The following is a 25,721-nucleotide window of genomic DNA, read 5'->3' as shown; positions in this document are numbered from 1 at the left end:
GTTTGAACTCGGGCCTGCGTGTGCCTAAAATTCGTATGAGATGGATGCAAGAATTTTAGGGTAAGCGGATTAAATGGTTGATCTTACCTTTGCATGAGAGTGAGACAGACCGGCATCTCATCGGATTATCTGGTTGATGCTTCACCTACTGCTGGTGCATGTTTCCTTCGCTAATTCCAGCAAGAACCCCACACGCCTCAACTTCCCGGTCATCGTTGCAACGCGCTCTCAGTGAAACGAGTTGTTTCTCAAGCGCTTGCAGAGCGGTTATCTGCGACCGCACATGAGAGATGTGATCATCGAGCAAGGCGTTGACGGCGGTACAAGGCTGATGAGGGTCGTCCTGATAGCGCTTTAGTTCGTGAATCTCAGCCAGTGACAGATCCAGGGTGCGGCAGCGACGAATAAAGGCCAGCCGCTCAACGTGTTTCTCGGTATAGACACGGTAACCGTTCTCCTGCCGACCAGGCGGCGGCAACAAGCCCTGCCGTTCGTAGAAGCGGATCGTCTGTGTATCTACCCCTACTGACTGTGCCAACTGACCAATACGCATCGGGTTCCTTCGCAACGGATTCTCTACGCTATTGACATTATCCTGAATCCGTGGTCACCAAAGTCGAAACCTTTCCTGTGAGCTGTCCGGCATGAAATTTTTGCCGGACAGACCGATTCATTGTCATGCCGACCATCTTTTCGGGGGTGATGGACCCGTATTTGCCCGCAAAAGTCGGCCTTGTCGGGACGGCGTTACGTCATATTGCAGCTTTCAGGCGAAGGGCTACCTTCCACCGCAGCGGAATCCGTCCTTGGGGTGGGTTTCAGCCCGACCATCGTCATGGCGATGCCGCTCGCAACAATCGCTGCTGAAGCGCGACGAACACCTGCACATGGCCGGCAAATCCGCGGCCAAAGTCGAGAATGAGTTTTCTGGCATGTGCCACAAACTTCGCCGCCCGGTACATGATCTCCTGCAACACCGTCTTGAGCCTTCTGCGCTTGGCCGGGTGGCGAATGGGCGCAATCTCGCCGGTCAGGCCCAATTGGCCAAGGAGGCGCAGGCAGTTGTAGGCGAATGCCCCCAGATGCAGGATCACGTCGTTGGTGTCGAACTTGCCCGACGGCAACCGTTCCAGATCAAGGTCAGATTTGATCTCGGCATGGAACTGTTCGTGTGTGCCGTGATACCGGTAGTGCTCGATCACCTCCACAGCCGGCAGGGTGAGGCTCGTCCACCGAGCTATAGTCAAATCTGGTGTATGACCTGATCAGGCGGCGTTCCTGCTTTCGTCGGTTTCGCGTTTGTCATTGACTTCCACTCCGTCCCTGAACTTTACTCCTTCGACAACCTTGGCAAGGTAGTTGAACCCTCGTATCCGCCGCCAGCGTTTCTGTGCGCTCATTCCCAGTTTGTACAACGTTGCCAGCAGGGTGTTTCGGCTCACGCAGCCTTTGGCCTGGTCACTCCGGTGGCGAATCGTGGCAAAGGCCGACTCAATGGGATTGGTCGTGCGAATATGCACCCAGTGTTCGGCCGGAAAGTCGTAGAAGGCCAGAAGGGCCTCCCGGTCCTTTTCCAGGCAGGTCACCGCCTTCGCGTATTTGGCTTGGTATGTCGCAACGAAATGGTCGAAGGCCTTGTGGGCTGATGCCCGGTCTTCGGCCATCCAGATCTCCTGCAAGGCTTTCTTGACCTTGGGCTGAACGGCTTTGGGCAGGTAGTTCAGTACGTTGGCCGTCTTGTGCACCCAGCAGCGCTGGTGACGGGTTTCGGGATACACTTCCTCGAGCGCCGCCCAGAAGCCCAAGGCGCCGTCGCCTACTGCCAGTTTCGGCGGCACATCAAGGCCGCGCTGCTTCAGCCCCAGCAGCACCTCCCGCCAGCTCTGGGTCGATTCCCGAATGCCATCCTCGATGGTCAGAAAATGTTTCTCGCCCCATTCGTTGACGCCGATGATCACCAGGGCGCACAGCTTCTGGCCCTCGGCCCTCAGGCCGCTGTAGATGGCGTCTGCCCACCAATAAACCCAGCGCACCCCTCTCATGTCCCGCTGGCACCATTCGGTATATTCCGCTTCCCACTCCCGTTTCAGGCGGCCAATCACCGAAGCAGACAGCCCTTTTGCCTCGGGGCCGACGAGCACCTCCAGGGCCTCTTTCATCTGGCCGGTCGAGATGCCCTTCAGGTAGAGCCACGGCAGAGCGGCCTCCACCCGACGGGCCTTGCGCACATACGGCGGCACCAGTGAGGAGCGAAATACCACCGATTCCTTCCCACGGCTGCGCACCTTCGGCACCTTCACCGTTACCGGTCCTACGCCGGTCAGAATTTCCCGCTCCGGCAGATAACCATTGCGAACCACCGCACGGCGCCCCTGTTCGTCTGTCTGCCCCTCATACTTTGCCAGCATCTCGGCCAGCTCCGCCTCGATCGCTTGCTGAATCAGTCGCCTGGCGCCATTGCGCAGCAACTCCGTCAACGAGTCCTCGATACCCCCTGGCATCAACAAAGAAACGATGTTATCTTTACTCATGGTGGCGTGCTCCTTTGCTGTTCATCAGTTCGGTAAAACCGATTTCAGCAGAGTACGCCGCCCTTTTCAATCACTCCGTACACCAGTTTCGAGCATAGCTCTCGTCCACCAGCCTTCGATCTCAATGTCCGGCACCAGCAGGTGTTGTCCCTTCTTGTCGATGGTGCGCTCGGTCACCCGCACGATCAGCCGGAAGGTGCGCTTTTGTTTCTGCCAGGCGCGCTCGACCTGGAGGTCGAGAAGTCCCACCCGCTTGCCTGGTCGGGTCACTTCAAAGGCGTTCGCTTCCTCGGCCCGCTTGACCCAGGCCGTTCTGTCCTGCTTTCTTGGGTTCCACTTCGTGACGAATTCCAATACGCGCCCATCACGCGCCCAGGCGTCGCGTTCTTCCGCTTTGGCGAACAGCAGTCGCGCGCTGTCAAAGCCGCTGTCTTCGACCATCAGGACGGGTTGATCCGCCCTGACCAAACGCTTGACCCGAGGAAACGCCCGTTCGTAGAAGTACTCGGTCTCGAGCGCCGAATGCCAGTTCCCGGCACGCAGTTCCAGTCCCATGTTCCAGCCTTCGTTGCCCAGGTAGCCCGCAATCGGGCAATAGCCATCAACGCCTTGGTAGGTGTGGCCGACGTCCTCCTTCTTGGTATCGCTGTTGTCCATGACGAAGGTGTCGATCTCGAAGCGCACGAATCCTTTGTGCGGCGTGATCGGCGCTTTTGTCCTCTCCAGCAGGCGCACCGACAGCTCGTCCGTCCGCTCCCGCAACTCGCCGGCCTTGGCGTCGAGTCGCTGGCGCATCCAGGCACTGCTCGGCACCTTCGACAGCCCCAGCGCTTCCTTGAAGAAGCGATCCTGCCGAAACGGCTCGATGGCTTCGAAGTCGCTCTTGCCCAGACTGAGCAAGCCAGTCATCGCCTTGACCAAGTCGGAGGTCTTCATGCCTTGCGATACCGGCAAGCGCGGATCGATCACGGCTTCCACCTGCGCCGCCTCGCAGCATTGCCCAATCAGCGCCAGGCCGGAGTAAGAGGTCAGATTCAGCTTCGCGGATTGACGGACTTCAAAGCGGGGCATGATCAGTTGGGTGAAGAAGGAAGATGCCGTATTCTATCAATAAATCATATGGTTGCAATTGATCGGGGACAGGTTTCCCACGGATTCAGGTACAAGAAAACCATCGGTTACGGACTGCCGGACTTCGCAGAGGAACTCAACTACGGAGTCGATCTATCAACCATCTGAGGGTGGTATCAGATTGATGGGGTGAAGGTGCCCCATCAACCATTAAATCCGTATACCCGAATTTTAGTCTCTCGAAAAAAGATGCCGCTCGTCGGCAAAACCCTACCATTCGTCGGGAGCGCCCTTTTCATTCTCTGCGCAATGCGCTAAGCTGTTCCACAAAAGCTTCCGAACAGACTGCTGATGGCTAAATCCTTTCATGCCCACCGCTTCGTTTTCGCGATGTGTGGTGTCACCCTGGTGGAGCTGATGGTGACCATCGCCGTGGCGGCGATCCTGCTTGCGGTTGCCGTGCCGGGTTTTCGTAACCTCATCGTCTCCAACCGCCTTACCGCAACCACCAACGCTTTTGTAGCGGCACTCAATTTGGCGCGAATCGAAGCAGTCAAGCGCAACGCACGGGTGACGCTCTGTAAAACCGCAGATCCCAACGCCACTAAACCCAACTGCGCGGCGAGTGCCACCTGGAGCCAGGGGGCGATCGTTTTTGTCGACCGCGGCACCGTCGGCACAGTGGAGAGCGGCGACACCCTGTTGCGGGTTTTGGGGCCCTTTCCCGATGTGACCATTACGACCGGCGGTCACTTTGCTTTGGGCGTGTCATACCTGGCAACCGGCGTCAGTCAGGGGATCACAGCAGCTGGCAGGACGGCGGGGTTGGGCAATGACACCTTCACCTTCTGCGTTTCCGGTCAGGGAAGAATCATCGAGATAAACACTACAGGGCGACCAGCAGCGTCCGTATCCCCCGATTCTTGTTGAACGGTCATGAGACATCCTGTGCTACCTGCTCATCTCTTGCAACAAGGGCGTCATTATTCGCCCAAAAAAGGGACGCAACGCGGTGTGAGCCTGATCGAAATCCTGATTGCCGTGTTGGTGCTGGCGGTTGGTCTGCTTGGTGTCGCCGCGCTGCAAGCCAACGCACTGAAGACCAACCAAAGCGCGGTGGCGCGCAGCCAGGCGGCGATGTTGGCGTACCTGATTCTGGACGCGATGCGCGCGAACCGCGACGCTGCAGCTTCTGGCGCGTACAACCTGGGAAGCCTGGACAATCCGGCTTGCACCGCACCCACTGCGAGCAATCTGGCAACCAGCGACCAAGCCTATTGGTTGGGCAAACTCAAAGAAAACCTGGGTGACGCCGCGTGTGGTGCGATTCTCTGCACCACCGCCAGCACCGCAACCACCTGCACCGTGCGCATCCGCTGGGACGACAGCCGTGCCGGGGGAAGAAGCGCGCAAACGTTCGATGTGGCGACACGGCTATGAAACGCAAACTGACGCTCGGATTTTCGTTGGTGGAACTGATGGTGGCGATGGTGCTGGGGCTACTCCTTTCGGGAGCGGCAATTAGTCTCTTCATCACCGCGCGCGAGAGTTACCGGACGAACGAAGCGTTGGCGCGGGTGCAGGAGACGGGCCGTTATGCGTTCGAAATCCTGGCGCGCTCGCTGCGCGAGGCGGGGGGGATCCCGTGCGGCAGCAACCTGCCCACCGCCAATGTGCTTAACAACGCCAGCACCACCTGGTGGGCCAACTGGGGCAAGGGAATTCAGGGATACGAAGGGGACGACAATACCTTTCCAAAGTCGTTTGGCACTGATAGTGCAGACCGCGTTTCGGGTACCGATGCGGTGATCGTATGGAGTGGCACGACGGGCGATTCCGGTGTGACGATCGTCCACCACAATCCCAACGCTGATCGCAACGCTGATCGCAACGCTGATTCCAACGCTGATTCCAACGCTGATTCCAACGCTGATTCCAACGCTGATTCCAACGTTGCACAGTTCAAAGTCAACACCTCCGAGCATGGGTTGCAGGTCGGCGATATCGTTATGGCGTGCGATTACCGCCAAGCGGCAATTTTTCAGGTTACCAATGCCAGTAATGTGACGATCGTCCTCGACACAGGTAGTTCGGACACAGGCAGTTCGGACACAGGCAGTTCGGTTTCCCCTGGCAACTGTAGCAAAGGGCTTGGGTACCCTACAGATTGTACGACGACCAATGGCAATTCTTACACTTTTGCCGGGGGCGGGACAATTACCAAACTTACCGCGGATGCCTGGTACGTCGGCTGCAATGGCCGCGGCTCATGCAACACGCCAGCTGGTCGTTCGCTTTATCGATTGCGGTTGGGAAATCAAAAGGGCTCCAATCCGGCTGCGGCAGAAGAGATCGTCGACGGCGTCTGGGACCTACAGCTCCAGTACCTGACGCGAGACGCTTCCGGCGCGCTCGATACCCAGTATCGCGATGCGACAGCGGTTTCTGATTGGACGCGCGTGGTTGCGGCGCGGCTTGAGCTGACGACACGAACGGCAGAGAACGTGGGAACCGACGGCACGCCGCTTGAACGCAAATGGTATGCGGTAGTCAATTTGCGGAATCGAACCCCATGAGCAGAAAAAAAGAGCAGGGTGTTGCGTTGATCGTTGCGCTGGTGTTGCTCCTCGTCATCACCCTGTTGGGGGTTTCCGGGGTGCAGAATGTGGCGTTGGAAGAGAAGATGGCAGCAGCGACGTTCGACCGCAATCTAGCATTTCAGGCAGCGGAAGCAGCGCTTCGCTTCGGCGAAGCGGTGGCCGAGGCACACTCGAAAACCGTTCGGCCCAACAGCGGGTTTCCCAGCTATACCGATGCCGACAACACTTGTCCTACCTCGCCCTCGGCCATCAACAACTGTGACGAACAAGGCCTGTGTCCAAAACCGGACAAAGACTGCCCCGAGCGCTGGAAAGCATCCAACTTTACTGGCTGGGCCAATGCCAGTGTGAGCTTGGGAGGGCTCGCGGGTACCCCGCAGTATTTCGTGGAATATCTCGGCTCTGACTTCCCCTGCATCGACGGTGGCTCTTTCGATCCCAAAAACTGCAAGCGCTACCGCATCACCGCGCGCAGCAATTCGGGGACGGGGCGGGCGACGGTGATGCTGCAGTCGGTGTATGCGACGGAGTGAGGAGAAAGCGATGAAAAAAAGTGTTCTACTGAATAGCGTTGTGCTGAGCTTACTTTTCATGACATCTCCTGCGTCCGCACTGCTCTCGATACCCAATACACCTCTTACTACTACCGCTTCGGCGCCACCGCTCAATATGCTTGTGGCGAGCAAAGACCACCGTCTGTTTTATGAAGCCTATAACGATGCTTCCGATCTCGATGGAGATGGTGCCCTGGATATTCGATTCAAACCATCGATTACCTACTATGGTCTGTTCGACTCCAACCTTTGTTATACCTACAGCGGCAGTGGTAAGAGTGGTTTGTTCACGCCAGTTTCTCAGGCAGAAAACGGTAAATGTCCTGGAAAATGGTCCGGTAATTGGCTAAACTATGTCACAACTAGCCGAATCGACGCGCTCAGAAAAGTACTTTATGGAGGCTACCGCGAAGTTGATACCACTACTCAGACGATACTAAGAAGAGCTTATATCCCGCAGGATGCGCATTCGTGGGCAAAGGAATATACCAGTGTTGCAGTTGACGGTTATGACATTCGTGACTACACACCCCTCCCGTTACCGAAAAGTGGAAAGCGCCATTTTTTTGGGAATCTAACTGCGAATGCTGATACCAATTGTGCCACGCTGAATACATGCAGTAATCTTCCACCTCTACTTGCTGTCGTAACAGACAGTACGAAACGGGTATGGGAGTGGGCTTCAAAAGAAAGACCTGTGTTGGATGACTCTCACGGGGGAAAACGAACCGATTATACCGTACGGGTTGAGGTCTGTACCCCTAGCTTTCATGACGGATGCAAACAGTATCCCAATGGAACGTGGAAACCGGTTGGTTTGCTGCACGACTTCGGTGAAAATGAAGCGATGTTCTTTGGTTTGTTGACAGGAAGCTATAACCGTAACATGTCTGGTGGAGTTCTGCGTAAAGCAGTTTCTTCCTTTAAAAATGAGATAAACCCTTCGACAGGACAATTCAACTCGACAGAGGGAATTGTTGCGACGTTCAACAATTTGCGCATACGTGACTTCAATAATAACCGGAATGATAAAGCGTATCGTGGAGGTTGGTTGACGACTGCGCCAATGAGTGAAGGTCAGTTCGTTGATTGGGGAAACCCTCTTGCGGAGATGCTTTATGAAGCTTTGCGCTACTTTGCGGGTAAGAAAAATCCAACGACTGCCTTCGCCTCTCCGCTAAGCTCTGCCCCGAAGGATTCAGAGCTCGGTTTGAGCGCAGCAAAGTGGGATGATCCATATGCATCGAACTCTCTAGCGAAAGCGCCGTGGTGTGCTAAACCTGTCATCATGGCCATTTCCGATGTTAACGTCTCTTTCGACTCTGACCAACTCCCAGGGAGCTATTTCTCCAGTTTCACCGGTGATCTGGCTGGTCTCAACGTCCAAAACGAAGCAAATACCATTACCGCCTTAGAACCAGAAATCGTTGGAAGCCATTTTATTGGTCAGTCAGGAACGAGTTATGACTCGGCACCAACAGCAAAAACTGTAACTTCACTGGGGACGATTCGTGGGCTCGCCCCGGAAGAGCCAACCAAGCAAGGGAGTTATTATTCTGCCTCAGTGGCCTACTTTGGTAAGCGAACCGACCTGCGGTCAGACCTACCAGGGCAACAAAATACTGATCTCTTCGCCGTCGCCTTAGCTTCTCCATTGCCCCGTTTTGCGGTAAAAATGCCCAGTGGTCAGGTCATTACCCTTGTTCCTTTTGCCAAGTCTGTTGGCGGTTCTGGGATTAGCTCTGCTAAAGGCCAATTCCAACCTACTAATCAGATTGTGGATTTTTATATCACTCAACTGGCCAATTCCGGCCCGGCCGACGCCAACCCGTCGATCAACGGTGGGCGGTATTATGCGCAATTCACCATCAACTACGAAGATGTTGAGCAGGGGGCCGACCATGACATGGATGTGATTGCCGAATATACACTGGAAGCGCAACCCGATAACACCCTAAAGGTGACCGTAAGAACAACCTATCAGGCCGGTGGCATTCAACAGAACGTGGGGTATATCATCTCAGGTACAACACGAGATGGGGTTTATCTGGTGGCACAGGATGAAGATATTGCAATTCCATACTTTCTAAATGTTCCTCCCGGGAAAAGTCCTGGCTACTGTGACCAGGCAAACCCTCCCGATGCTTGCAAAAAACTTCCCTGCGCAACCGGTTCCTGCTCGAATAAATCAGCAAGTGTTCAGATATTCTCACCTGGCACCTCATCTGCGACCCTTTTGAAGGATCCCCTTTGGTATGCGGCGAAGTGGGGTGGTTTTGTCGACCGCAACAATAACAGTCGACCGGATCTTCAGACCGAGTGGGACAACAACGGGGATGGCATTCCTGATACCTACTTTTTGGTGCAAAACCCACTTCGTCTAAAAGAGACTTTGAAGCGTGCATTGGAAACAGTTGTAGAACGTACTGCTTCTGCAGGTAATGTAACGTCCAACAGTACTTCCTTTGCTTCCGATTCGTTGGTATTTCAGTCAATTTTCAATACTGTCAATTGGTCGGGAGACTTGATTGCTTATCCGATTACTGCTTCAGGTATCAGCCCTACCATGAGTTGGAAGGCATCTGATCACGTCCCAATCCCTGCGACGCGTAAGCTCTTTACCCGTTCTGGTGGAAATGCGGTACCATTTCTTTGGAGCAACCTCTCTTCGTCTGATCAAGGATTGCTGGGTAGCAGTAGCATAGTCGATTATCTGCGAGGGGAGCGCAGCCAAGAGCAGCAGTTCGGGGGCACCTTGCGGAATCGCGCAAGTCAAAATGTTTTGGGTGATATCATCCACTCCTCTCCTTATTACGTCAAAGAGACCGATACGGTTTATGTGGGCGCCAACGACGGCATGTTGCACGCCTTCAACGCCTCGAATGGCGAAGAGCTCTTCGCCTACATCCCCAGTGCGCTGATTCCCAAACTCAAAAATCTGAGTCAGCCCAACTATACTCACGACTATTTCGTCGATGGCGATATCGTTGTTTCAAACCGCAGTCAAACGGGTGGTCGCAATTACTTGGTAGCCACTTTGGGCCGCGGCGGCAAGGGACTGTTCGGGCTCGATGTCACGAATCCAAACGGGTTTTCGACTAGCGACGTCAAGTGGGAGTGCTTCAACAGCGGCGGCACAGTCGCCGCCTGCAATGGTGATCCCGACCTTGGCTATATGCTCGGTCGCCCGGTGATCGCAAAAATGAACAACGGCGTTTGGGCGGTGATCGTCGGCAATGGCTACAACTCCACGAGCGGCAAGGCCGTTTTGTATATTTTCAATCTTGCGACCGGGAAGGTGAAAAAGATCGACACTGGGGTCGCGGGCGACAACGGCTTGGCCGCGCCAGCGGTGGTCGATGAAGATAACGACGGCGACGCAGACGTCATCTATGCTGGTGACCTCAAAGGCAACGTCTGGAAGTTCGACGTCAGCCGTCCGAATACCGACCAGTGGAATTCTGCTTTCATGAGCGGGACAAACCCACAACCTTTCTTTGTCGCGATGGATTCTGCTGGGAACCCGCAGCCGATTACTGCGCAAATTATGGTTGCGGTCAATCCGGTTCCCGATGACCCCCATTACAACAAACGTTATCTCTTCTTTGGTACAGGGAGTTATTTCCGGAGCGGCGACCCTGGTGATACCCAGGTGCAAAGTTGGTACGGGCTGATCGATGAGGGGACGCCAATTACCGGTCGCTCTGATCTGAAGCAGCGATCGATCGAGAGCGAAGGAACCTTTGACGGGAAACCGGTTCGGACCTTTGGCGCGGCTTCTGCAGGTGATATGGTTGGCAAAAAGGGCTGGTTCGTCGATTTTACGACGCGGCCCGGGGAACGGATCGTGACCGCATCGAAGCTCTTTACCGGCGCGGAGCCGGTATTGATCGCCAGTTCTATCATTCCCAAGAGCGATCCCTGTCTACCCGGTGGGGATGGTTTCGTCAATGCGATCAACCCCTTTACCGGCGGGCGTCTGACCTACGGTTTCTTCGACCTCAATGACAACAAGGATTTTTCGGATGACACGCTCAACGATAAGCCGATTGGTGGGGTCGACTTGGGTGTTGGCATGCCGAGCGAGCCGGTGATCGTGGGTGATCGCCTGGTTGTAGGCGGCTCGAAGGGAACGGTGGAGTCTGTGCGGATCAACGTGGGGGTTCAACCATTCAAAGGGCGAATTTCTTGGCGTGAGATCATTTTAGAAAATTGAGAGGAACAGCATGATATTGGGTGATCGAAAGAACCGCGGCTTCACCCTCATCGAAGTGATGGTGGTGGTCGCGATCATCGGGATCCTGGCGGCGATCGCTTACCCGAGTTACCGCAACCACGTGCTCAAAAGCCGGCGCGCGGCGGCGCAAGGGTGCTTGGTGGAGCTTGCGCAGTGGATGGAGCGTTTTTACACCACCAACTTGCGGTATGACCAAGACAGCAGCGGCACTGCTGTGTCGCTTCCCAACACGCAGTGCCGTCAAGATCTGGCCGACTACTATACCTTTTCCTTTTCGGGCAACCCCACCGCAACCACCTTTACGCTCCAGGCGGTGCCGCAGGGGGCGCAGGCAAGTGATTCGTGCGGCACGCTGACGCTCAACCAAGCTGGGGTACGTTCTCCCACCACTGCGGGGTGTTGGAGCCGATGAAAAAACGAGCCGGTGTGTGAAACGCCTCGCGGGCGGTCGTTTCGACCGCCCGCGGGAGAGCGAAGCGTTGGGTTGAGCTGCCCGCTTTAGCCGCACGCCCCCACCGCGCCGCACGCGGTGCAGAAGTCGCACCCATCTTTGCGGATCATCGTCTGGTTGCCGCATTCGGGGCAGCGTTTGCCCTGCATCAACTGCGGTTCGTCGTCGCGGTGCGGCTGTTGCATCAAACCCATCTCTTGCACCGGGTAGCCACGCTCGTCGAGAATGCCCAGCATCGCATAGCGGTGGATGATGAGTTGTGCAACATACGAGACGGTGCTCGGATAGTTCGTCTGCCGCCGTTCGCCCGGCACGAACGCGATGAAGTCCCCGAGCGGTTCGGGGTAGTTGAGCAGTTTGCGCAGCTTCATCCCGATCCACGCCGGGTCGATCACCCGCATGTCGAGTGACAGAATGCGGGTGAGCCCATCGAGCGCGCGCGGATAGTTGCCGGCGAGCCAGACGGCGTAGGGGCGGGTGACGGTGCCGTTGCCGTCGGGCGCTGGCAGGGTGATTTCTTTGAGGCCGAGCACGAAGTCGTCACCGGTGGTGGGGTTTTGTACGTCGACGGTCCAGGAGAGCGTCCCGTCGGCACCGGTGCGTGGCTCATGGCGCGAAAAGAGGCAATCGACTACTGGCGTGTGGCTGCCGAAAAGTCCTTCACCGGCGTCGAGGTCGGCAAACGCGCCCAGACGCTCACAGCGGTAGCGGATCACTTCGGCAAACGCTGCGACGACGCTGGGAAAGCGCCGCGGTTCGCCGTTTGGCGGAAAGCGCATTTCGAAGCTTTTGTCGCTCGCGATCGTCGCCAGGGTGTCGAGTTTCATCTTGAGCCAGGCGCGGTCGTTCGCGCGCATGTCCATCGAGAGCGTTTTCGCAACTGCGCCCAGACCGCGCGGCTGGTTCGCGCCATTGACCCACACTTCGAACGGGAACGCCCCTTGTTCTTGCTCGATGTGGCCGACGAAGAGCGCGAACTCCCCTTCCGGAGTGTTGAGCATGTAGCACCACGCTGGGTTGCCGTCGGGAAGTTCGGGACGGCCCGGCCAGCGCAGGCTCGCGAGCACGGGCGCGGGAAGTTTCGCGAGCGAAAGCCTCCGGTTGGCGTCAGCAAACGCGATCGCTTCGGCGTTCGCGGTGGCTTCGGTTTGGGTTTCGGGCTTCTTCTGCTCGACCGAAAGCACCGCTCCCAGCACCGAGTTGGGGCGATAGGTCGCCAACCCTTTCAGGCCCGACTGCCACGCCACCAGATAGAGGTCTTGGAAATCCTCGTACGGGTAGTCTTCGGGGACGTTCACCGTCTTCGAAATCGACGTGTCGATAAAAGGCGCCACTGCGGCGACCATTGCGGCGTGGTCTTTTGCGGAGATCTCAAGCGCGGAGCGGAAGTAGTCCGGCAGGTTATCGACGTCGCCTCCCAGGTGTTTGTAGAGGCGCCACGCGTGGTCTTCCACCGGATACTCTTTGAAGGTGCCGTCGGGTTGCCGTTTGCGCCGCGTGTAGGTGTAGGAGAAGGGCGGTTCGATCCCGTTGCTGGCGTTGTCGGCAAACGCAAGCGAAATCGTGCCGGTGGGGGCAATCGACAGCAGATGTGAGTTGCGGATGCCGTGTTTGCGGATCTCCGCTTTGATCGCTTCGGGTAGCCGCGAGGCGAAATTGCCGCCAGTGAGGTAGAGATCGGGGTTGAAGAGCGGAAACGCCCCGCGCTCTTTCGCAAGCTCCACGCTTGCGAGATAAGCGGCGTCGCGCATCCGTTCGGCAATGCTCGCTGCCATCTGCCGTGCGGCGTCGCTGTCGTACTTGAGCCGCAGCATGATGAGCGCGTCCCCAAGCCCGGTAAATCCGAGCCCAACGCGGCGTTTGCTCATCGCTTCGCGGTGCTGTTCCGGTAATGGCCAGTGGGTGACGTCCAAGACGTTGTCGAGCATGCGAATCGCAACGCCAACCACCTCTTCGAACGCGGCGAAGTCGAAACGCGCCTTTTCGGTGAAGGGATCGCGCACGAAAAGGGTGAGGTTGATCGACCCGAGGTCGCAGCACCCATAAGGGGGAAGGGGTTGTTCGGCGCAGTTATGGACGTAGAGCCCGTTGGCGTCAAAGGCATGGACATCGGCGACTGTGACATCGAAGACTGGTTCGACACCCGAATCGGTGATCGATTCGACCGTGGCGACGAATCGTTCGCGATTCGGAGTCCTTTGGTAGGAGGCGAGCAGTTGGGTGAGTTTTTTTTGCTTGTTCGTGTCGGCAAAACCAATTTTTTCGGCAAAAAGGAGCAAGTTGTCGCCGCTGATGACCAGCTCGTGCACCGCCCGCTGCGAATAGGGCTGCCGTCCACCCCGTCCGTCGGGAAGCAGCGTTTCCCCCTCAGGGCGACGGTGGCGGTAGATGACGCTCAGAATGCCAAGGCGAAGGAGCATCCGCTGCACAGACTCCAACACCGTTTCGTCCGCCTGGGTGAGACGAACCGAAATGCCTTTCTCATGGTTTCCTTGAACGGAACCATCGGCATCGAAAAGTCCCCGCAGGAATCCGCAGACAAAAGCCGAAGAAGCCTTTTCCATCTTCGGTGTCACGGTTTTGCGGTTTGGCGTGAGGCCATAGGAAAAGGCAAGATCCCGCAATGCCGTCGAGGCCAAACGGCGCTCACCCCTTCCCTGGATGGGGCGTTGCCAACCGCCAAAATCCCGTCGATGAGGAAGTGCGGCGATCGCTTCCGTCACCGCGTCCATGATGCCCTGGGCGCTAGGGTAAGACCGAATCGATTCGCCACCGACGACTTTGAATTCTGGGGCCCAAACCGAAAGGATCGCTTTTTCCGTGTTCAGGTGACCATCCCCGATCAGCAAACCGAGCAAATATCCTTCTTCGTTCGTGCCTTCTCCGTCCCAGCCCTCCAGCGCGCGATGGTTGTGCAGCACGATTTCGTCGCCGGCTTGCAAAGTTCCGGCTGGGACCCATTCGCTGTAAAGGGTATGGCGCGTGCGCTTGGTTACTTTGCGTACGGGGTGATCGGCGGTGAGTTTCAGAAAAAAGCCCTCCTTGGTCTGGAGGCGCAACACCGGTTTGGTGCCGGTGGCAAAGAAACCAGCCGATTCGGTGGGGTAGGGTTTGCCATCGACAACGGCATAGAACGGAGTGCCGATCAGTTCGCCGACTTGTCGGGGGCCCTCCGTCGTCATGACCCAGGTATCTGCGGTGACACAGGGGTTGGTCGCTTCGATCCGCTCACAGTAGTAGAGGTTGTTGTCGGCGTTCATCCGGTCGATGAAGAGCACCCCCGGTTCAGCGTGGTCGTAGGTGGAGCGCATGATCTGATCCCACAGGTCACGCGCGCGCACTTTGCGATAGACCCACAGCCCATCTTCTCGTTGGTACGCGCCCTGGGCAAGGTACTCCTCACCGGGCTCCGCCTTATGGACGAGCTCCACTTCGCGGTCTTCGACGACGGCACGCATGAAGTCGTCGGTCACGCCCACGGAGATGTTGAAATTGGTGAGGTCGCCGTGGTCTTTGGCGTGGATGAACTCTTCGATGTCGGGGTGGTCACAGCGCAGCACCCCCATCTGCGCGCCGCGCCGGGCGCCTGCCGATTCCACCGTTTCACACGAGCGGTCGAAGACGCGCATGTACGAGACGGGGCCAGAAGCGTTCGATTGCGTTCCTTTGACACGCGCGCCCCGTGGGCGGATGCGGGAAAAATCGTACCCGACGCCGCCGCCTCGGCGCATCGTCTCTGCGGCTTGGGCGAGCGCGGTGTAAATTCCAGGGTAGCCGTCTTCGACTTCGGTGACCGAATCGCCCACCGGTTGCACGAAGCAGTTGATGAGCGTGGCTTGTAGTTTCGTACCCGCGGCGCTGTTGATGCGGCCAGCCGGGATGAAGCCGTTTTCTTGGGCCCAGAGGAAGCGCGCTTCCCATTGCTTACGGGTCTTCTCTTTTTCGACGCTCGCCAGCGCCCGCGCAACCCGACGGCGGACGTCTTCGATCGACCGTTCGCCGTCTTTCGCATATTTTTCCAACAGAACTTCCAGCGAAATCTCTTGCGGGGGAAGATTGGCAACGGTGGGTTGCTTCGTGGTGCGGGTAGACATGGTGGTTTGCTCCAAGGACAATCGGATACGTTCGGACAGTGAACCAGTCTAGCGTCGAAGCGCGAGACTGTCAACTCAAAAACGCTAGGGATAGTGATTTGGCTGTAATATAAGCGCTATATATGGAATCGCGTGTGAAGACGAAAAAACCTGTCACGATAATGAGTTGGAACGTACAATGGGGTCGGGGTGCCGATTGTCGGGTCGATTGGCATCGGATCATTGCGGAAATACGCCGCATTGCGCCCGATATCGTCGTCCTGCAGGAGGTGGCACAGCACTACCCGGAGTTACCCGACAACGACGATGCCGACCAGGTGGCGATTCTGGCTGCCGACCTCCCAGAATACGTAGCGTGTTACGCTCCGGGGATCGACACCGCACGCAGCGACGGGCGGCGCAAACGCTTCGGCAATTGGCTGGGAAGCCGCCATACGATTCGGGCATGGCGGTCGGTTGCGCTCCCGGCGCCTCCGGCCACCACAGCAAAATGGTTGCCGCGTACCGCGGTGGTCGCGGAAGTCGCGATCGCGGGGCGGATGCTCACGGTGGTGGGAACCCACCTCGAATATTACTGTGCGCGACAGCGGATGGCACAAGTCGAAGCCCTGAAACGTATGGTCGTGGAATCGGTGCCCAGCGGGGAGGCGCAGACCGGCGACGCTCAGGCAGGAGGGAGCCGAAAGGGGATTGTGCCGCCCGCCGTACTCGTCGGGGACTTGAATTTTTCGCCACAATCCCCAGAATATCGCGCGTTGGCAGCTGGAAACCGCTGGGTCGACGCGTGGTCGGTCGCGCACCCCGGCAAGCCCCATGCGCATACGGTGGGTTTGCACGGCGCACCGTGGCCGGACCACCCGTACTGTTGCGATTACGCGTGGGTGACGCCCGATTTGGTGGCACAGGTGGTAGCGGTTGAGGTATGCACGGAGACTACTGCAAGTGACCATCAGCCGGTGGTTTTGACCCTTTCCTGGCCGGAGTAACACCGATGAGCAAAGCGTTCGTCAAAGAGTCGGACGAAGCGGAGGATCTCGAACTGCCGGAGGTGGCCGCAGTGGCCGGTTTCAAGAACTATATGACACCGGCAGGTTATCGGGCGTTGCGCGATGAGTTCGAGCATCTGGTGAAAGTCGAGCGACCGCGCCTCGTGGAGGTGATCGCGTGGGCCGCAGGCAACGGCGACCGCTCCGAAAATGGCGATTACATTTACGGCAAACGGCGCTTGCGTGAGATCGATCGCCGCATACGCTATCTCACGAAACGGTTGGAAAGCGCCGAAGTGGTCGATCCGGCGGCGCGGGAAGCCACCGACCGCGTCTATTTCGGCGCGACGGTGACGGTTTATGACGTCCAAACCGAGACGGAAGAGACCTGGCAGATCGTTGGTGTGGACGAAGCCAACCCGAGTGAAGGGAAGATCAGCTGGATTTCTCCGCTTGCCAAAGCGCTTTTGAAGCGCGAAGTGGGTGACGAGGTTCGGGTTCCCGTTCCCGGTGGGGTGCGGGTGCTCGAGATCGTCGATGTGCAGTATCGGGTATGAATGAGTCGAACAAGGAGTGTTTGGTGATGAACGCGAACGAAACGGTGACGAGTCAGGCGCAACCCGCGGGTAAAACGCTCCCGTTTCAGGCCGAGGTGCAGGAACTGCTGCACCTGGTGGTCCATTCGCTCTATTCGAATCCCGAAATCTTTTTGCGCGAGCTGATTTCGAACGCCTCGGACGCGAATGACAAACTGCGGTTCGAAGCGGCAACGAACCCAGAGCTCTACGAAGGTTCGGGCGAGCTCAAGATTTGGGTCGATTATGACAAAGCCGCAGGAACGATCACCGTGCGCGACAACGGGATCGGGATGAGCGAAACCGAGGTGATCGAAAACCTGGGGACGATCGCCCGCTCCGGGACGAAAGCGTTTTTCCGCAATCTCTCGGGGGATGCGCAGAAAGATTCGCTGCTGATCGGGCAGTTTGGCGTTGGGTTCTATTCTGCGTTCATCGTTGCCGATTCGGTTACGGTGCGCACCCGTAAAGCGGGCTTGCCGCCAGAAAGCGGCGTCGAGTGGCGCTGTACGCTGAGCGGCGATGAGGCGTCGGCGTACTCGGTGGCGCCGCTTACGCGTGCCGAGCGCGGTACCGAAGTGATCCTCCATCTGAAGGAGGAGGCGCGTGATTTCCTTTCCCGCTGGCGGCTCACTGAGCTCATCCACAAGTATTCGGAGCACATCCTCTGGCCGATCTTGATGCCGAAAGAGGAGTGGGACAAGGAGAAGGGCGAATACCGTCGAACCGGCGAATGGGAGCAGGTGAACCAGGGAACGGCGCTCTGGGCACGCGCAAAGAGTGAGATCACCGACGAAGAGTATCGTAACTTCTACCGCCACGTGGCACACGACTTCGACGAGCCGCTCGCGTGGCTCCATGCCAAAGTGGAGGGGAAACACGAATATACGCTCCTACTGTACCTGCCGAAACACGCGCCGTTCGATCTCTGGGACCCGAAACCGAGTCATGGCGTGAAGCTCTACGTCAAGCGCGTGTTCATCATGGAGGACGCGGAGCGGCTCTTGCCGCACTATTTGCGCTTCGTGCGCGGGGTGGTCGATGCTGCGGATCTGCCGCTCAACGTGTCGCGGGAAATGCTGCAAGAGGCCAAAGCGCTCGACGCGATTCGCGGCGGGATCACCAAGCGGGTGTTGGGCTTGCTGGAGCAGCTGGCGAAGAACGAACCGGAGAAATATGCCACCTTCTGGAAAACGTTCGGACGTGTCCTCAAAGAAGGGATTGGTGAGGACCACGCCAACCGCGAGAAAATCGCCGCGCTGTTGCGGTTCGTCTCCACGGCAAGTGAAGGGGACGAGCCGACCGTCTCTCTCGACGATTATCTGGCGCGGATGAAGGAGGGGCAGACGAAGATCTACTACCTCACCGCCGATTCGCTCGCGGCGGCGCGTCATAGCCCCCACCTTGAGCTCTTCAAGAAGAAAGGGATCGAGGTGCTGCTCCTTACCGACCGGATCGACGAGTGGTGGACGGGTTACCTCACCGAATACCAAGGCAAGCCCTTGGTGAGCGTCACGCGGGGCGCGGACGAAATCGAAGCGCTCGATGACGCGGAAAAAACCGCGGTGGAGAGCGCTGCGAAGACGCACGACGCGACGCTCAAGCGGCTGGAGGAGGCACTCAAAGGCAAAGTGAAGGCGGTGCGCCCTTCGGCACGGCTGACCGAATCTCCTGCGTGCCTGGTGGTCGAGGAAGGGGGTATGACGCTTCACTTGAAGCGCATCCTGGAAGCGGCCGGGCAGAAAGCGCCCGCGGTCGAACCGGTGCTCGAAGTCAATGTCGACCATCCCCTTTTTGCGCGGGCAGCCAGCAGCGAAGGGGATGCGTTCGCCGAATGGGCACAACTGCTCTATGAAGAGGCGCTCTTGGCCGAAGGCGGCGCGCTCGAAGATCCCGCCGGCTTCGTCAAGCGCGTCAACCGGCTGTTGGTGGGATAACGCCAAACCGGCCGCGGGTACGCGTTTGCGTTCAACGCTGCGCGGCCGGCAATCGGCGCAACGGAGCAATCACGATTATCCGCCGCGGAGCTTACGCATCCGCTCCGCGGGGGTGATGATATCGGTGAGGCGAATCCCGAATTTTTCGTTGACGACTACGACTTCACCCTGCGCGATCAACGTGCCATTGACGAGCACGTCCATCGGCTCACCCGCCAGGCCGTCGAGCTCGATCACCGAGCCGTGCGCCAACTGCAGGAGGTTGCGAATCGGCATTTTGGTGCGGCCCAGTTCGACGGTGATCTGGACCGGGATGTCCATGATCATCTGAAAATCGGAAAGGTTTTCGACTTTCTGGTTCGGGCCGCCGAAATCGGGGAAGAGCTCTTTTGCGGGTTTCGCGGCATAAGGGCTTTCTTCGGCAGATGCACCGCCTTCCTGTTCGGCAAGCGCGGCAGCCCATTCGTCGGCAAGCGCCGCCTCATCGACGCCGCCTTCGCCGTTTTCACCTTCTGAAACCGCTTCTTGTGCAGCCTGTTCTTGCATCGCCGCTTCCCAATCGTCCGGCGTGACCTCTTCTTCGCCTGCCGCCGTCTCTTTTTCCGGCTCTTGTGGGGTTTCGTTCTCATCGACCATGGTTCTTACTCCTCGGTGCTTTCGGCGGTCTCGTCCACTTCTTGCGGTGCGCCGTTTGGCGGATCGTCCGGCGGCTCCTCTTCCGCGACGAAGTGGTGGATTTTCACCGCATAGTGTTTGTTCCGCGTTCCGTAATGGCCACGGATCACCGGAACACCATCGCTGTAGACCGTTACCAGTTCTGGGATTTCGATCGGGATCACGTCACCGACACGCAAGTCGACCAGATCGCCGAGCGTCAGTCGTCCGTGCCCCAGCACCGCATTGAGCGTCACTTCGGCTTCGACGAGCCGCCGCGCGAGGTTCCGCGTCCAACGCGAGTCGTGCGTCATCTGGTCGCTTTGCATCGTCGAGTAGAGGAGATCGCGCACCGGTTCCAGCATCGAATAGGGCCAGCAGATGTGAAGATTGGCCTGGCCGACGCCCAGATCGAGCACGAACTGCGACGCGACGACGATTTCCGACGGCGTGGCGATGCTGGCAAATTGCGGGTTCATCTCGGAGCGGACGTAGCCGAGTTTGATTTTATAGACCGGCGCCCATGCCCGCTGATAGTCTTCGAAGATGACGTTGAGGAGCCCAAGGATGATGCGTTGTTCGGTGGGGCTGAAATCTCGGCCTTCGATGCGGGTATGGAAGCGGCCGTCACCGCCGAAGAGGATATCGACGATGAGGAAGATCAGGTTGGGTTCCATCACGATCAAACCGTTGCCACGAAACGGTTTGGCTTGAACGAGGTTGAGGTTGGTGGGGATCACCAGATTGCGCAGGAATTCGCCATATTTTTGGACGTGAAGAGCGCCGACCGAAACCTCGATGTTGCGGCGAACGAAGTTGAAGAGACCGACCCGAAGGTAGCGGGCGAACCGTTCGTTGATGAGCTCCATCGTGGGCATGCGCCCACGAACGATCCGCTCCTGGGTGGCGAGGTTGTAGGGGCGAATCCCCCCTTCTTCCTCTTCGGTGGGGGTTTCCGGCTCATCCTCCTCGCCGGTCACGTCCCGCAGGAGCGCGTCGACCTCTTCTTGCGAGAGAAATTCGGAGGAACTGTCCACGAAACCCCCCTGTGGTGTTACTGGATGATGAACGAGCGGAAGAGCACCGCCTGAACTGGGCCGCTGGGGCCCAGTTGCTGCATGTCACGCGGGCGCGGTGGGTAGCCCAGCACTTCGTTGATCGTGTCGCGGATGTCCATCGCCAACTCTTCACGCCCTTTCGGCGTGGCGAGTTCGGAAGGCAGTTTGCTGGAAAGGAGCAGATTGACGCGGTGGAGAATCTCCGGCATGAACTGCTTGATCGCCGCGTCGAATTGTTGGTCGGCGATGCGTAGCACGATCGCGACTTGGAGGTAGCGTTCCCCTTCGCCAGGGGCCAAATTGACGACGATCGGGTCGAGTGCGACGAAAACGGGCGGTTTTCCGGGGTCGACGACGACGGGCGGTGGTGTGGCAGGGGTGTGCTGTTTGGCAGCCGGTTGCGCGTGCTCGGCCACTGCGGCCTCGTCACCGTGGCCGTCACCCCCCTTCTTTTTGAGCAGCAGGAAAGCCATGAACCCCATGCCCGCGAGCAACAGGATGATCAAGACGATCAGCAAAATGATGACGAGCTTGCCTTTGCCCGATTTCGCCGGAGCCGCTTCTTGGCCATTTTCCTCTTTGGGTGCCTCTTTCGCCATGGGTTGCTCTCCTTTCGTCAGAGACCATCATAACCGAATTATCGCGGACCCGACGGAAAAAAAGCGCCCGAAAAGCGGCGTAATCACGCCCATGCGTCCAATGCGTTGTGACCCGCACGAACGGTGGGCGAGCGCAACGGCGGACGGGACGATTCCGGTTCTGCTGTGAGCGCCGACGTGCTCAGTGCGGATTCGCTTGGCCAGTCGCTATGCGCATGTTGCGGGTTTCCCCACGGCGTCGAGCCGCCGTGATCGGTGCCGTTACTGGAAACGCTCGATTGACCAAGCTGAATGCCGGATTGTTGCAAGAGTTCCCGCAGCCGCGGCAGAGCCTGGTCGAGGGCATCCCGCGCTGCCTGGGTCGCGGCGACGAAGTGGGCGGTGAGGTGGTCTTGGTTGAGCTGCAACGACACTTCCAGTCGACCCAAATGGGGCGGGTTGAGCTGCAGTTCGACTTTATGTACCGCTTGTCCAGCGTGCCAGACGAGGCGCTCTGCGGTTTCCATCGCCCATTGGGCGGGTTGGCTTAATGGGGTGCGAATTGTTTCGAACGCGGCGCGAGGCGCCGTCGAAGCACCGGGGGGCGCGAATGGGGTTTCAGCGAATCGACCATCCGAGCGCGCTAGGGGGTCCGCACTCCCTGAGGTTCGCGCAAGGGATTTTTCCAGTCCCAGTTTCTCTTCGATGATGGACCGCAGTGCGTCGTGCGGGTCAGCGGCGGGGTGCGCATCGTTCGGCAACAGTGGCGCCGTCAGCTTTTCAATGCGCATATTCGGGCTGTCAGCGGGTTTCAGAAGTGCCGAAAGCGCTGTGGGGTGCGCACTATCTCTGTCGCTTTGCCGCCACTCCCGTAACAGGCGTTGCCACAGCGGGGTTTCGGCAATGCCCGAGGACAAGGTCGATGTAGGTGCGGTATCGAGGTCGAGGTTCGCGAGCCATTGCGCCAAACCAAGGGGCAGTGCGGGCACGTTACCAAGCACGGCAGCGCCTTTTCCAGGCAAGGCATTTTCTAGTAGCGCCGCAGCTTCATGCCACCCTTGAGAGGTTTCGTGCGCGCGCAGCAGGGTCAGGAACCGTTCGCGCAACGCACGGTCGTCGGCAAAAAGTTGCGCGAGGGTTTGGCGCAGGTGCGCCATTGCGGCGTTGTTTTCGTTGGATTCACTGGGCTGTACATCTTGTACCGCAAGCGCTGCATTTTGCTGTTCCAGCATCTGCTGGATCTGTTTCAGGAGCGGCACGCCTTGCACTTCTGTTTGCTCAGAAAGCGCGGAAAGCATCGCGGCAAGTTTCGCCGCGCTGTCGTTGCTCGCGGCAAAAAGTGTCGCGCTGGCTGTTGCCGGTGCGTCCGGTTCGGGAGGTTGGGTCGATCCCTGTTGCGCAGTGGATTTATGCTGCGCAGCAATCCAGGTGGCGAGCCATTGCGCAAGCGCTTGTGCAAGTTGCGTCGAATCCGGGTTTTCGGGATTCGACGCTTCTTCGGGTCCGCTCGGTTCGGCCCGGTGGGTGCCAGAGTTGGCGCTGTTTTCGGCGTTCGGGGTGGCGCTTGTGCGTTTCAAGAGTTGCGCAAAAACCGAAAGGACATTTTCCGGAGTGGCTTGGCCAACTCCGCTCGATGCCTCACCGGCAGCAGCGCGGTTTCCTGGACGCAAGTTCTGGATCACAGGGCTTGTGGTTGCAGCGATACTCATCGGTGGGTTCCTCCCTCGTCGTGCGTGCGAATCGCACGCAGGCTTGCCCATTCGTCGAGCAATTTTTGTGCCGACTTCTCTTCCTGCGCTTTTTCGGCGGCGGTTTGTCGTGCGAGCAATAGGTCGAACGCTTTGCGTTTGCCCATCGCCGCTTGCCATGCCGCGCGGGCCTGCTCCACTTCTTGCGCGGCGTGCGCTACTGCGTCTGTTTGCAAGTTGATCGCTTGGTCGAGCCGCGCCAGGAACTGGCGCAGGTTCTCGAGGAGCGCAAACGGGTCACCGCGCTCGAGCGCTGCCCGGTACTTATCGCGATATTCGTCACGGAACTGTTCGAGCGTCTGCAGCTTTCTTTGCGCTTCGGCGCACGCCTGGTTCGCGGCGCCGAACCGTTGCGCAGCACGGGTTTCCGCTTCTGCCAAAAGGTCGCGGAGCGTCGTGAGGGTTTGCCGTTGGGTCATGCCAACACGTCAGCCAGTTGTTGCACGGTGCTTTCGAACGTCGTGCGTTCCCGCATTCCTTGTTGCAGGAAGCGTGCCAGTGCCGGTTGTCGCGCGATCGCTTCGTCGAGTTCCGGATCGTTTCCTTTCTGGTACGCGCCCACCGAGAGGAGGTCACGCGCGTTGCGGTAGCGGGACCAAAGCCTTTTGAAGCGCGTCGCCAGTTTGAGTTGTTCGGGGGTGACCACTTGCGGCATCGTCCGTGAAATCGATTGGTCGATCGCAATGGCCGGATAGTGCCCTTCGTCGGCGAGCTCGCGGGAGAGCACGATGTGCCCGTCAAGGATGCCGCGCGCGGCGTCGGCTATCGGGTCTTGAAGGTCGTCGCCTTCGGTGAGAACCGTGTAGAACGCCGTGATCGCGCCTTCGCCTTCTCGCCCTTGGCCAGCGCGCTCCACCAGCGCAGGCAAGCGGGCGAAAACGGAAGCAGGATACCCTTTGGTCACTGGCGCTTCACCGATCGACAGCGCGATTTCGCGCTGTGCCATCGCGAAACGGGTGAGTGAGTCCATGATCAAGAGGACGCGCAGTCCCTGTTCGCGAAACGCCTCTGCGATGGTCGTGGCATAGGTCGCGCCTTGGATGCGCACGAGCGGATTGGCATCGGCAGGTGCGGCGACGACCACGGCGCGAGCCAGCCCTTCGGGTCCCAGGATGTCGTCGATGAATTCCCGCACCTCCCGACCGCGTTCGCCGATCAGTCCGACCACGACGACGTCGGCGTCCGTGTACCGGGCCATCATCCCCAACAGGACCGATTTACCGACCCCCGTTCCGGCAAATAGGCCGATGCGTTGCCCAGAGCCAACGGTGAGCAATCCGTTGATCGCGCGGATACCGACGTCGATCGGTTGGGTGATCGGCTTGCGTTCGAGCGGGTTGATCGGGCGGGCGGCAAGGGAGCGGGGCACGACGTCGAGGAGCGGACCGCGGTTGTCGAGGGGGCGGCCGTTACCGTCGACGACCCTGCCCAAGAGCCCAGTGCCGACCGGAAGGTGCTTGGCGCGGTCGGTGCGACGGCGTTTGGGATGAAGGATGCGGTCGGTACGAAGTGGCAATGGGGGGGGATCGGCAACGGTGATTGCAGCTCCTGGCATCGCGCCGTAGAGGGGTTCGGTGGGCATGAGGTAGAGCGTCTCGTCACGAAAGCCGACCACTTCGGCTTCCGCGCTGGCTCCATCGGCCAGTGCCACGCGACAGGTGGCGCCAACCGGCAAGCGGATCCCCTCTGCTTCGAGGATGAGGCCGCTCACGCGGGTGAGCTTACCGGTTGGGGTAAGTGCCGACGTCATTTTGACCTCTTCGGTCAAGGTCGCGAGCATCTGCGCAAGCGGCGCTGCGAGCTCAATTTTCGGGTCCGCCATCGGGAGGTTCCCAGGTTGCTGCTGTAGGGTAGAGCCGCGACACGATTCGACGCCAGCGGCTCGCGACCGTGCCGTCGATAAGGAACGAATCGCCCTCTACCCAAACGGAGCCGTGGGCGAGTTCCGGATCCGGGACGAAACGGACCGCTTCGGGTGGGGTGAGGTTTTGGGTCACGAGCGCGTGGTCGTCGGGGTGGAGTCTCACGGTGACGGGACGGCGCAATTCCGTTTCCAAGATCTGTCGGGTTACCGCGACGACCGATTCCGGTTGGGTTCTGAGGTTTTCCATCACCACAGCACGGGCGATTTCGATCGCGAGCGCCGTGACCGGCTCGGCCAGTTGTTGCGGCAATTGTTGGGTGGCTTCCGAAAGTTGGGTAACGATTTTCTTAAGCGCATCGGTTTGCGCTTCCCACTGGGACGCCCATTCGGCGTATGCAGCGGCTTTTCCGGCTTCTTGCCCTTCGGCAAGGCCCGCCGCGTACCCTTCCTGGTGGCCCGCTTCGCGCCCTTCGTTTTCGCCTTGCGCGAATCCAGCCGCACGTCCCTCTTCGAACCCCGCTTGGTAGCCTTCGCTTTTTCCTTGCGCGAAACCGGCGCGGTAGCCTTCTTCGAACCCCTCTTGGCGCGCCGATTCGATGAGCGCTTCCAGGTCGCTCGCGGTCGGTAGGGGCGACGAGGAGGGCGTTTCGTCGGACGGGTGCTGGGACGGAGGTTCGGCGGCGCGCTTGCCGGATCGCGCGCCGCGTTCCGGTTCGTCGAACGAGGGAAGGGGCAGAGGCGGATAGAGGCCGCTTGCTTGGTGGCGTTCGATACCCATATGCG

General features: G+C 58.7%; 19 protein-coding genes and 2 pseudogenes. 9 read left to right on the top strand and 12 right to left on the bottom strand.

Annotated elements, in window-relative coordinates; all coding sequences use genetic code 11:
• Positions 1 to 145: 145 nt before the first annotated feature.
• From cadR to ACYQ4Z_RS06590, 4 genes and pseudogenes are all read right to left on the bottom strand, one after another.
• The gene (cadR, locus tag ACYQ4Z_RS06605) at positions 146 to 553 is read right to left on the bottom strand and encodes a Cd(II)/Pb(II)-responsive transcriptional regulator (protein WP_459860415.1); all 408 of its coding nucleotides are present in this window, start codon (positions 551 to 553) and stop codon (positions 146 to 148) included.
• A gap of 280 nt (positions 554 to 833) precedes the next feature.
• Positions 834 to 1,232: pseudogene (locus ACYQ4Z_RS06600) on the bottom strand (IS1380 family transposase); the annotation flags it as partial.
• A 33-nt stretch (positions 1,233 to 1,265) separates the two neighbouring features.
• Positions 1,266 to 2,531 carry an IS256 family transposase gene (locus tag ACYQ4Z_RS06595; RefSeq protein ID WP_287683922.1) on the bottom strand — a complete coding sequence of 422 codons (1,266 nt, stop codon included), beginning with the start codon at positions 2,529 to 2,531 and terminating at the stop codon, positions 1,266 to 1,268.
• A 102-nt stretch (positions 2,532 to 2,633) separates the two neighbouring features.
• A pseudogene (locus tag ACYQ4Z_RS06590) lies at positions 2,634 to 3,602 on the bottom strand (IS1380 family transposase); the annotation flags it as partial.
• A 351-nt stretch (positions 3,603 to 3,953) separates the two neighbouring features.
• Between ACYQ4Z_RS06590 and ACYQ4Z_RS06585 the strand changes: the two are divergent.
• The 6 genes from ACYQ4Z_RS06585 to ACYQ4Z_RS06560 are packed head-to-tail and all read left to right on the top strand — an operon-like array spanning position 3,954 to position 11,405.
• Positions 3,954 to 4,532 carry a GspH/FimT family pseudopilin gene (locus tag ACYQ4Z_RS06585; protein WP_459860414.1) on the top strand — a complete coding sequence of 193 codons (579 nt, stop codon included), beginning with the start codon at positions 3,954 to 3,956 and terminating at the stop codon, positions 4,530 to 4,532.
• Positions 4,533 to 4,538: 6 nt separating this feature from the next.
• The gene (gene pilV / locus ACYQ4Z_RS06580) at positions 4,539 to 5,042 is read left to right on the top strand and encodes a type IV pilus modification protein PilV (RefSeq protein WP_459860412.1); all 504 of its coding nucleotides are present in this window, start codon (positions 4,539 to 4,541) and stop codon (positions 5,040 to 5,042) included.
• Complete coding sequence (locus tag ACYQ4Z_RS06575; RefSeq protein WP_459860411.1) at positions 5,039 to 6,178, top strand: PilW family protein; 1,140 nt, start codon at positions 5,039 to 5,041, stop codon at positions 6,176 to 6,178. The genes pilV and ACYQ4Z_RS06575 overlap by 4 nt, the downstream gene beginning before the upstream one ends.
• Entirely contained in the window at positions 6,175 to 6,735 is a 561-nt protein-coding gene (locus ACYQ4Z_RS06570; RefSeq protein ID WP_459860410.1) for a pilus assembly PilX family protein, read from the top strand. Before ACYQ4Z_RS06575 ends, ACYQ4Z_RS06570 begins: the two co-directional genes overlap by 4 nt.
• Positions 6,736 to 6,745: 10 nt before the next feature.
• Positions 6,746 to 10,972 carry a pilus assembly protein gene (locus ACYQ4Z_RS06565; RefSeq protein WP_459860409.1) on the top strand — a complete coding sequence of 1,409 codons (4,227 nt, stop codon included), beginning with the start codon at positions 6,746 to 6,748 and terminating at the stop codon, positions 10,970 to 10,972.
• Between the two features lie 10 nt (positions 10,973 to 10,982).
• On the top strand, positions 10,983 to 11,405 hold the full coding sequence (locus tag ACYQ4Z_RS06560; RefSeq protein ID WP_459860408.1) for a type IV pilin protein: 423 nt from the start codon (positions 10,983 to 10,985) through the stop codon (positions 11,403 to 11,405).
• 86 nt (positions 11,406 to 11,491) lie between these two features.
• Here the strand turns inward: ACYQ4Z_RS06560 and ACYQ4Z_RS06555 are convergent, their stop codons facing one another.
• Positions 11,492 to 15,538 carry an LAGLIDADG family homing endonuclease gene (locus tag ACYQ4Z_RS06555; protein ID WP_459860407.1) on the bottom strand — a complete coding sequence of 1,349 codons (4,047 nt, stop codon included), beginning with the start codon at positions 15,536 to 15,538 and terminating at the stop codon, positions 11,492 to 11,494.
• A 161-nt stretch (positions 15,539 to 15,699) separates the two neighbouring features.
• Between ACYQ4Z_RS06555 and ACYQ4Z_RS06550 the strand changes: the two genes are divergently transcribed.
• From ACYQ4Z_RS06550 to htpG, 3 genes are read left to right on the top strand one after another with little or no spacing between them, the layout of a single operon-like run.
• Positions 15,700 to 16,524 (top strand): endonuclease/exonuclease/phosphatase family protein, encoded by an 825-nt coding sequence (locus ACYQ4Z_RS06550; protein ID WP_285616014.1) that lies wholly within the window; start codon positions 15,700 to 15,702, stop codon positions 16,522 to 16,524.
• A gap of 5 nt (positions 16,525 to 16,529) precedes the next feature.
• A complete protein-coding gene (gene greB, locus ACYQ4Z_RS06545) occupies positions 16,530 to 17,081 on the top strand; it encodes a transcription elongation factor GreB (protein ID WP_219972781.1) in 552 nt (183 codons plus the stop codon).
• A 26-nt stretch (positions 17,082 to 17,107) separates the two neighbouring features.
• A complete protein-coding gene (gene htpG, locus ACYQ4Z_RS06540; RefSeq protein ID WP_459860406.1) occupies positions 17,108 to 19,036 on the top strand; it encodes a molecular chaperone HtpG in 1,929 nt (642 codons plus the stop codon).
• A 75-nt stretch (positions 19,037 to 19,111) separates the two neighbouring features.
• Here htpG and fliN read toward each other — a convergent pair whose 3' ends face one another.
• The 7 genes from fliN to ACYQ4Z_RS06505 all read right to left on the bottom strand — a co-directional run bounded on the left by fliN (position 19,112) and on the right by ACYQ4Z_RS06505 (position 25,716).
• Positions 19,112 to 19,582: a flagellar motor switch protein FliN gene (gene fliN / locus ACYQ4Z_RS06535; RefSeq protein WP_219972812.1), complete on the bottom strand. Its 471-nt coding sequence runs from the start codon at positions 19,580 to 19,582 to the stop codon at positions 19,112 to 19,114.
• A 95-nt stretch (positions 19,583 to 19,677) separates the two neighbouring features.
• Positions 19,678 to 20,727, bottom strand: a complete 1,050-nt coding sequence (gene fliM, locus ACYQ4Z_RS06530) for a flagellar motor switch protein FliM (RefSeq protein ID WP_459860405.1) — start codon at positions 20,725 to 20,727, stop codon at positions 19,678 to 19,680.
• A gap of 17 nt (positions 20,728 to 20,744) precedes the next feature.
• Positions 20,745 to 21,347 (bottom strand): flagellar basal body-associated FliL family protein, encoded by a 603-nt coding sequence (locus ACYQ4Z_RS06525; protein ID WP_459860404.1) that lies wholly within the window; start codon positions 21,345 to 21,347, stop codon positions 20,745 to 20,747.
• Positions 21,348 to 21,430: 83 nt separating this feature from the next.
• Positions 21,431 to 23,035: a flagellar hook-length control protein FliK gene (locus ACYQ4Z_RS06520; protein WP_459860403.1), complete on the bottom strand. Its 1,605-nt coding sequence runs from the start codon at positions 23,033 to 23,035 to the stop codon at positions 21,431 to 21,433.
• Complete coding sequence (gene fliJ, locus ACYQ4Z_RS06515; RefSeq protein WP_219972787.1) at positions 23,032 to 23,493, bottom strand: flagellar export protein FliJ; 462 nt, start codon at positions 23,491 to 23,493, stop codon at positions 23,032 to 23,034. Before fliJ ends, ACYQ4Z_RS06520 begins: the two co-directional genes overlap by 4 nt.
• Positions 23,490 to 24,896, bottom strand: a complete 1,407-nt coding sequence (fliI, locus tag ACYQ4Z_RS06510) for a flagellar protein export ATPase FliI (protein ID WP_459860402.1) — start codon at positions 24,894 to 24,896, stop codon at positions 23,490 to 23,492. Before fliI ends, fliJ begins: the two co-directional genes overlap by 4 nt.
• Positions 24,877 to 25,716: a FliH/SctL family protein gene (locus ACYQ4Z_RS06505; RefSeq protein ID WP_438438142.1), complete on the bottom strand. Its 840-nt coding sequence runs from the start codon at positions 25,714 to 25,716 to the stop codon at positions 24,877 to 24,879. Before ACYQ4Z_RS06505 ends, fliI begins: the two co-directional genes overlap by 20 nt.
• Between the last annotated feature and the right edge of the window lie 5 nt (positions 25,717 to 25,721).

Source organism: Hydrogenophilus hirschii (assembly GCF_054656675.1).
Note: the sequence above shows the minus strand (reverse complement) of the source record. Positions and strands in the feature narration are given on the sequence as shown.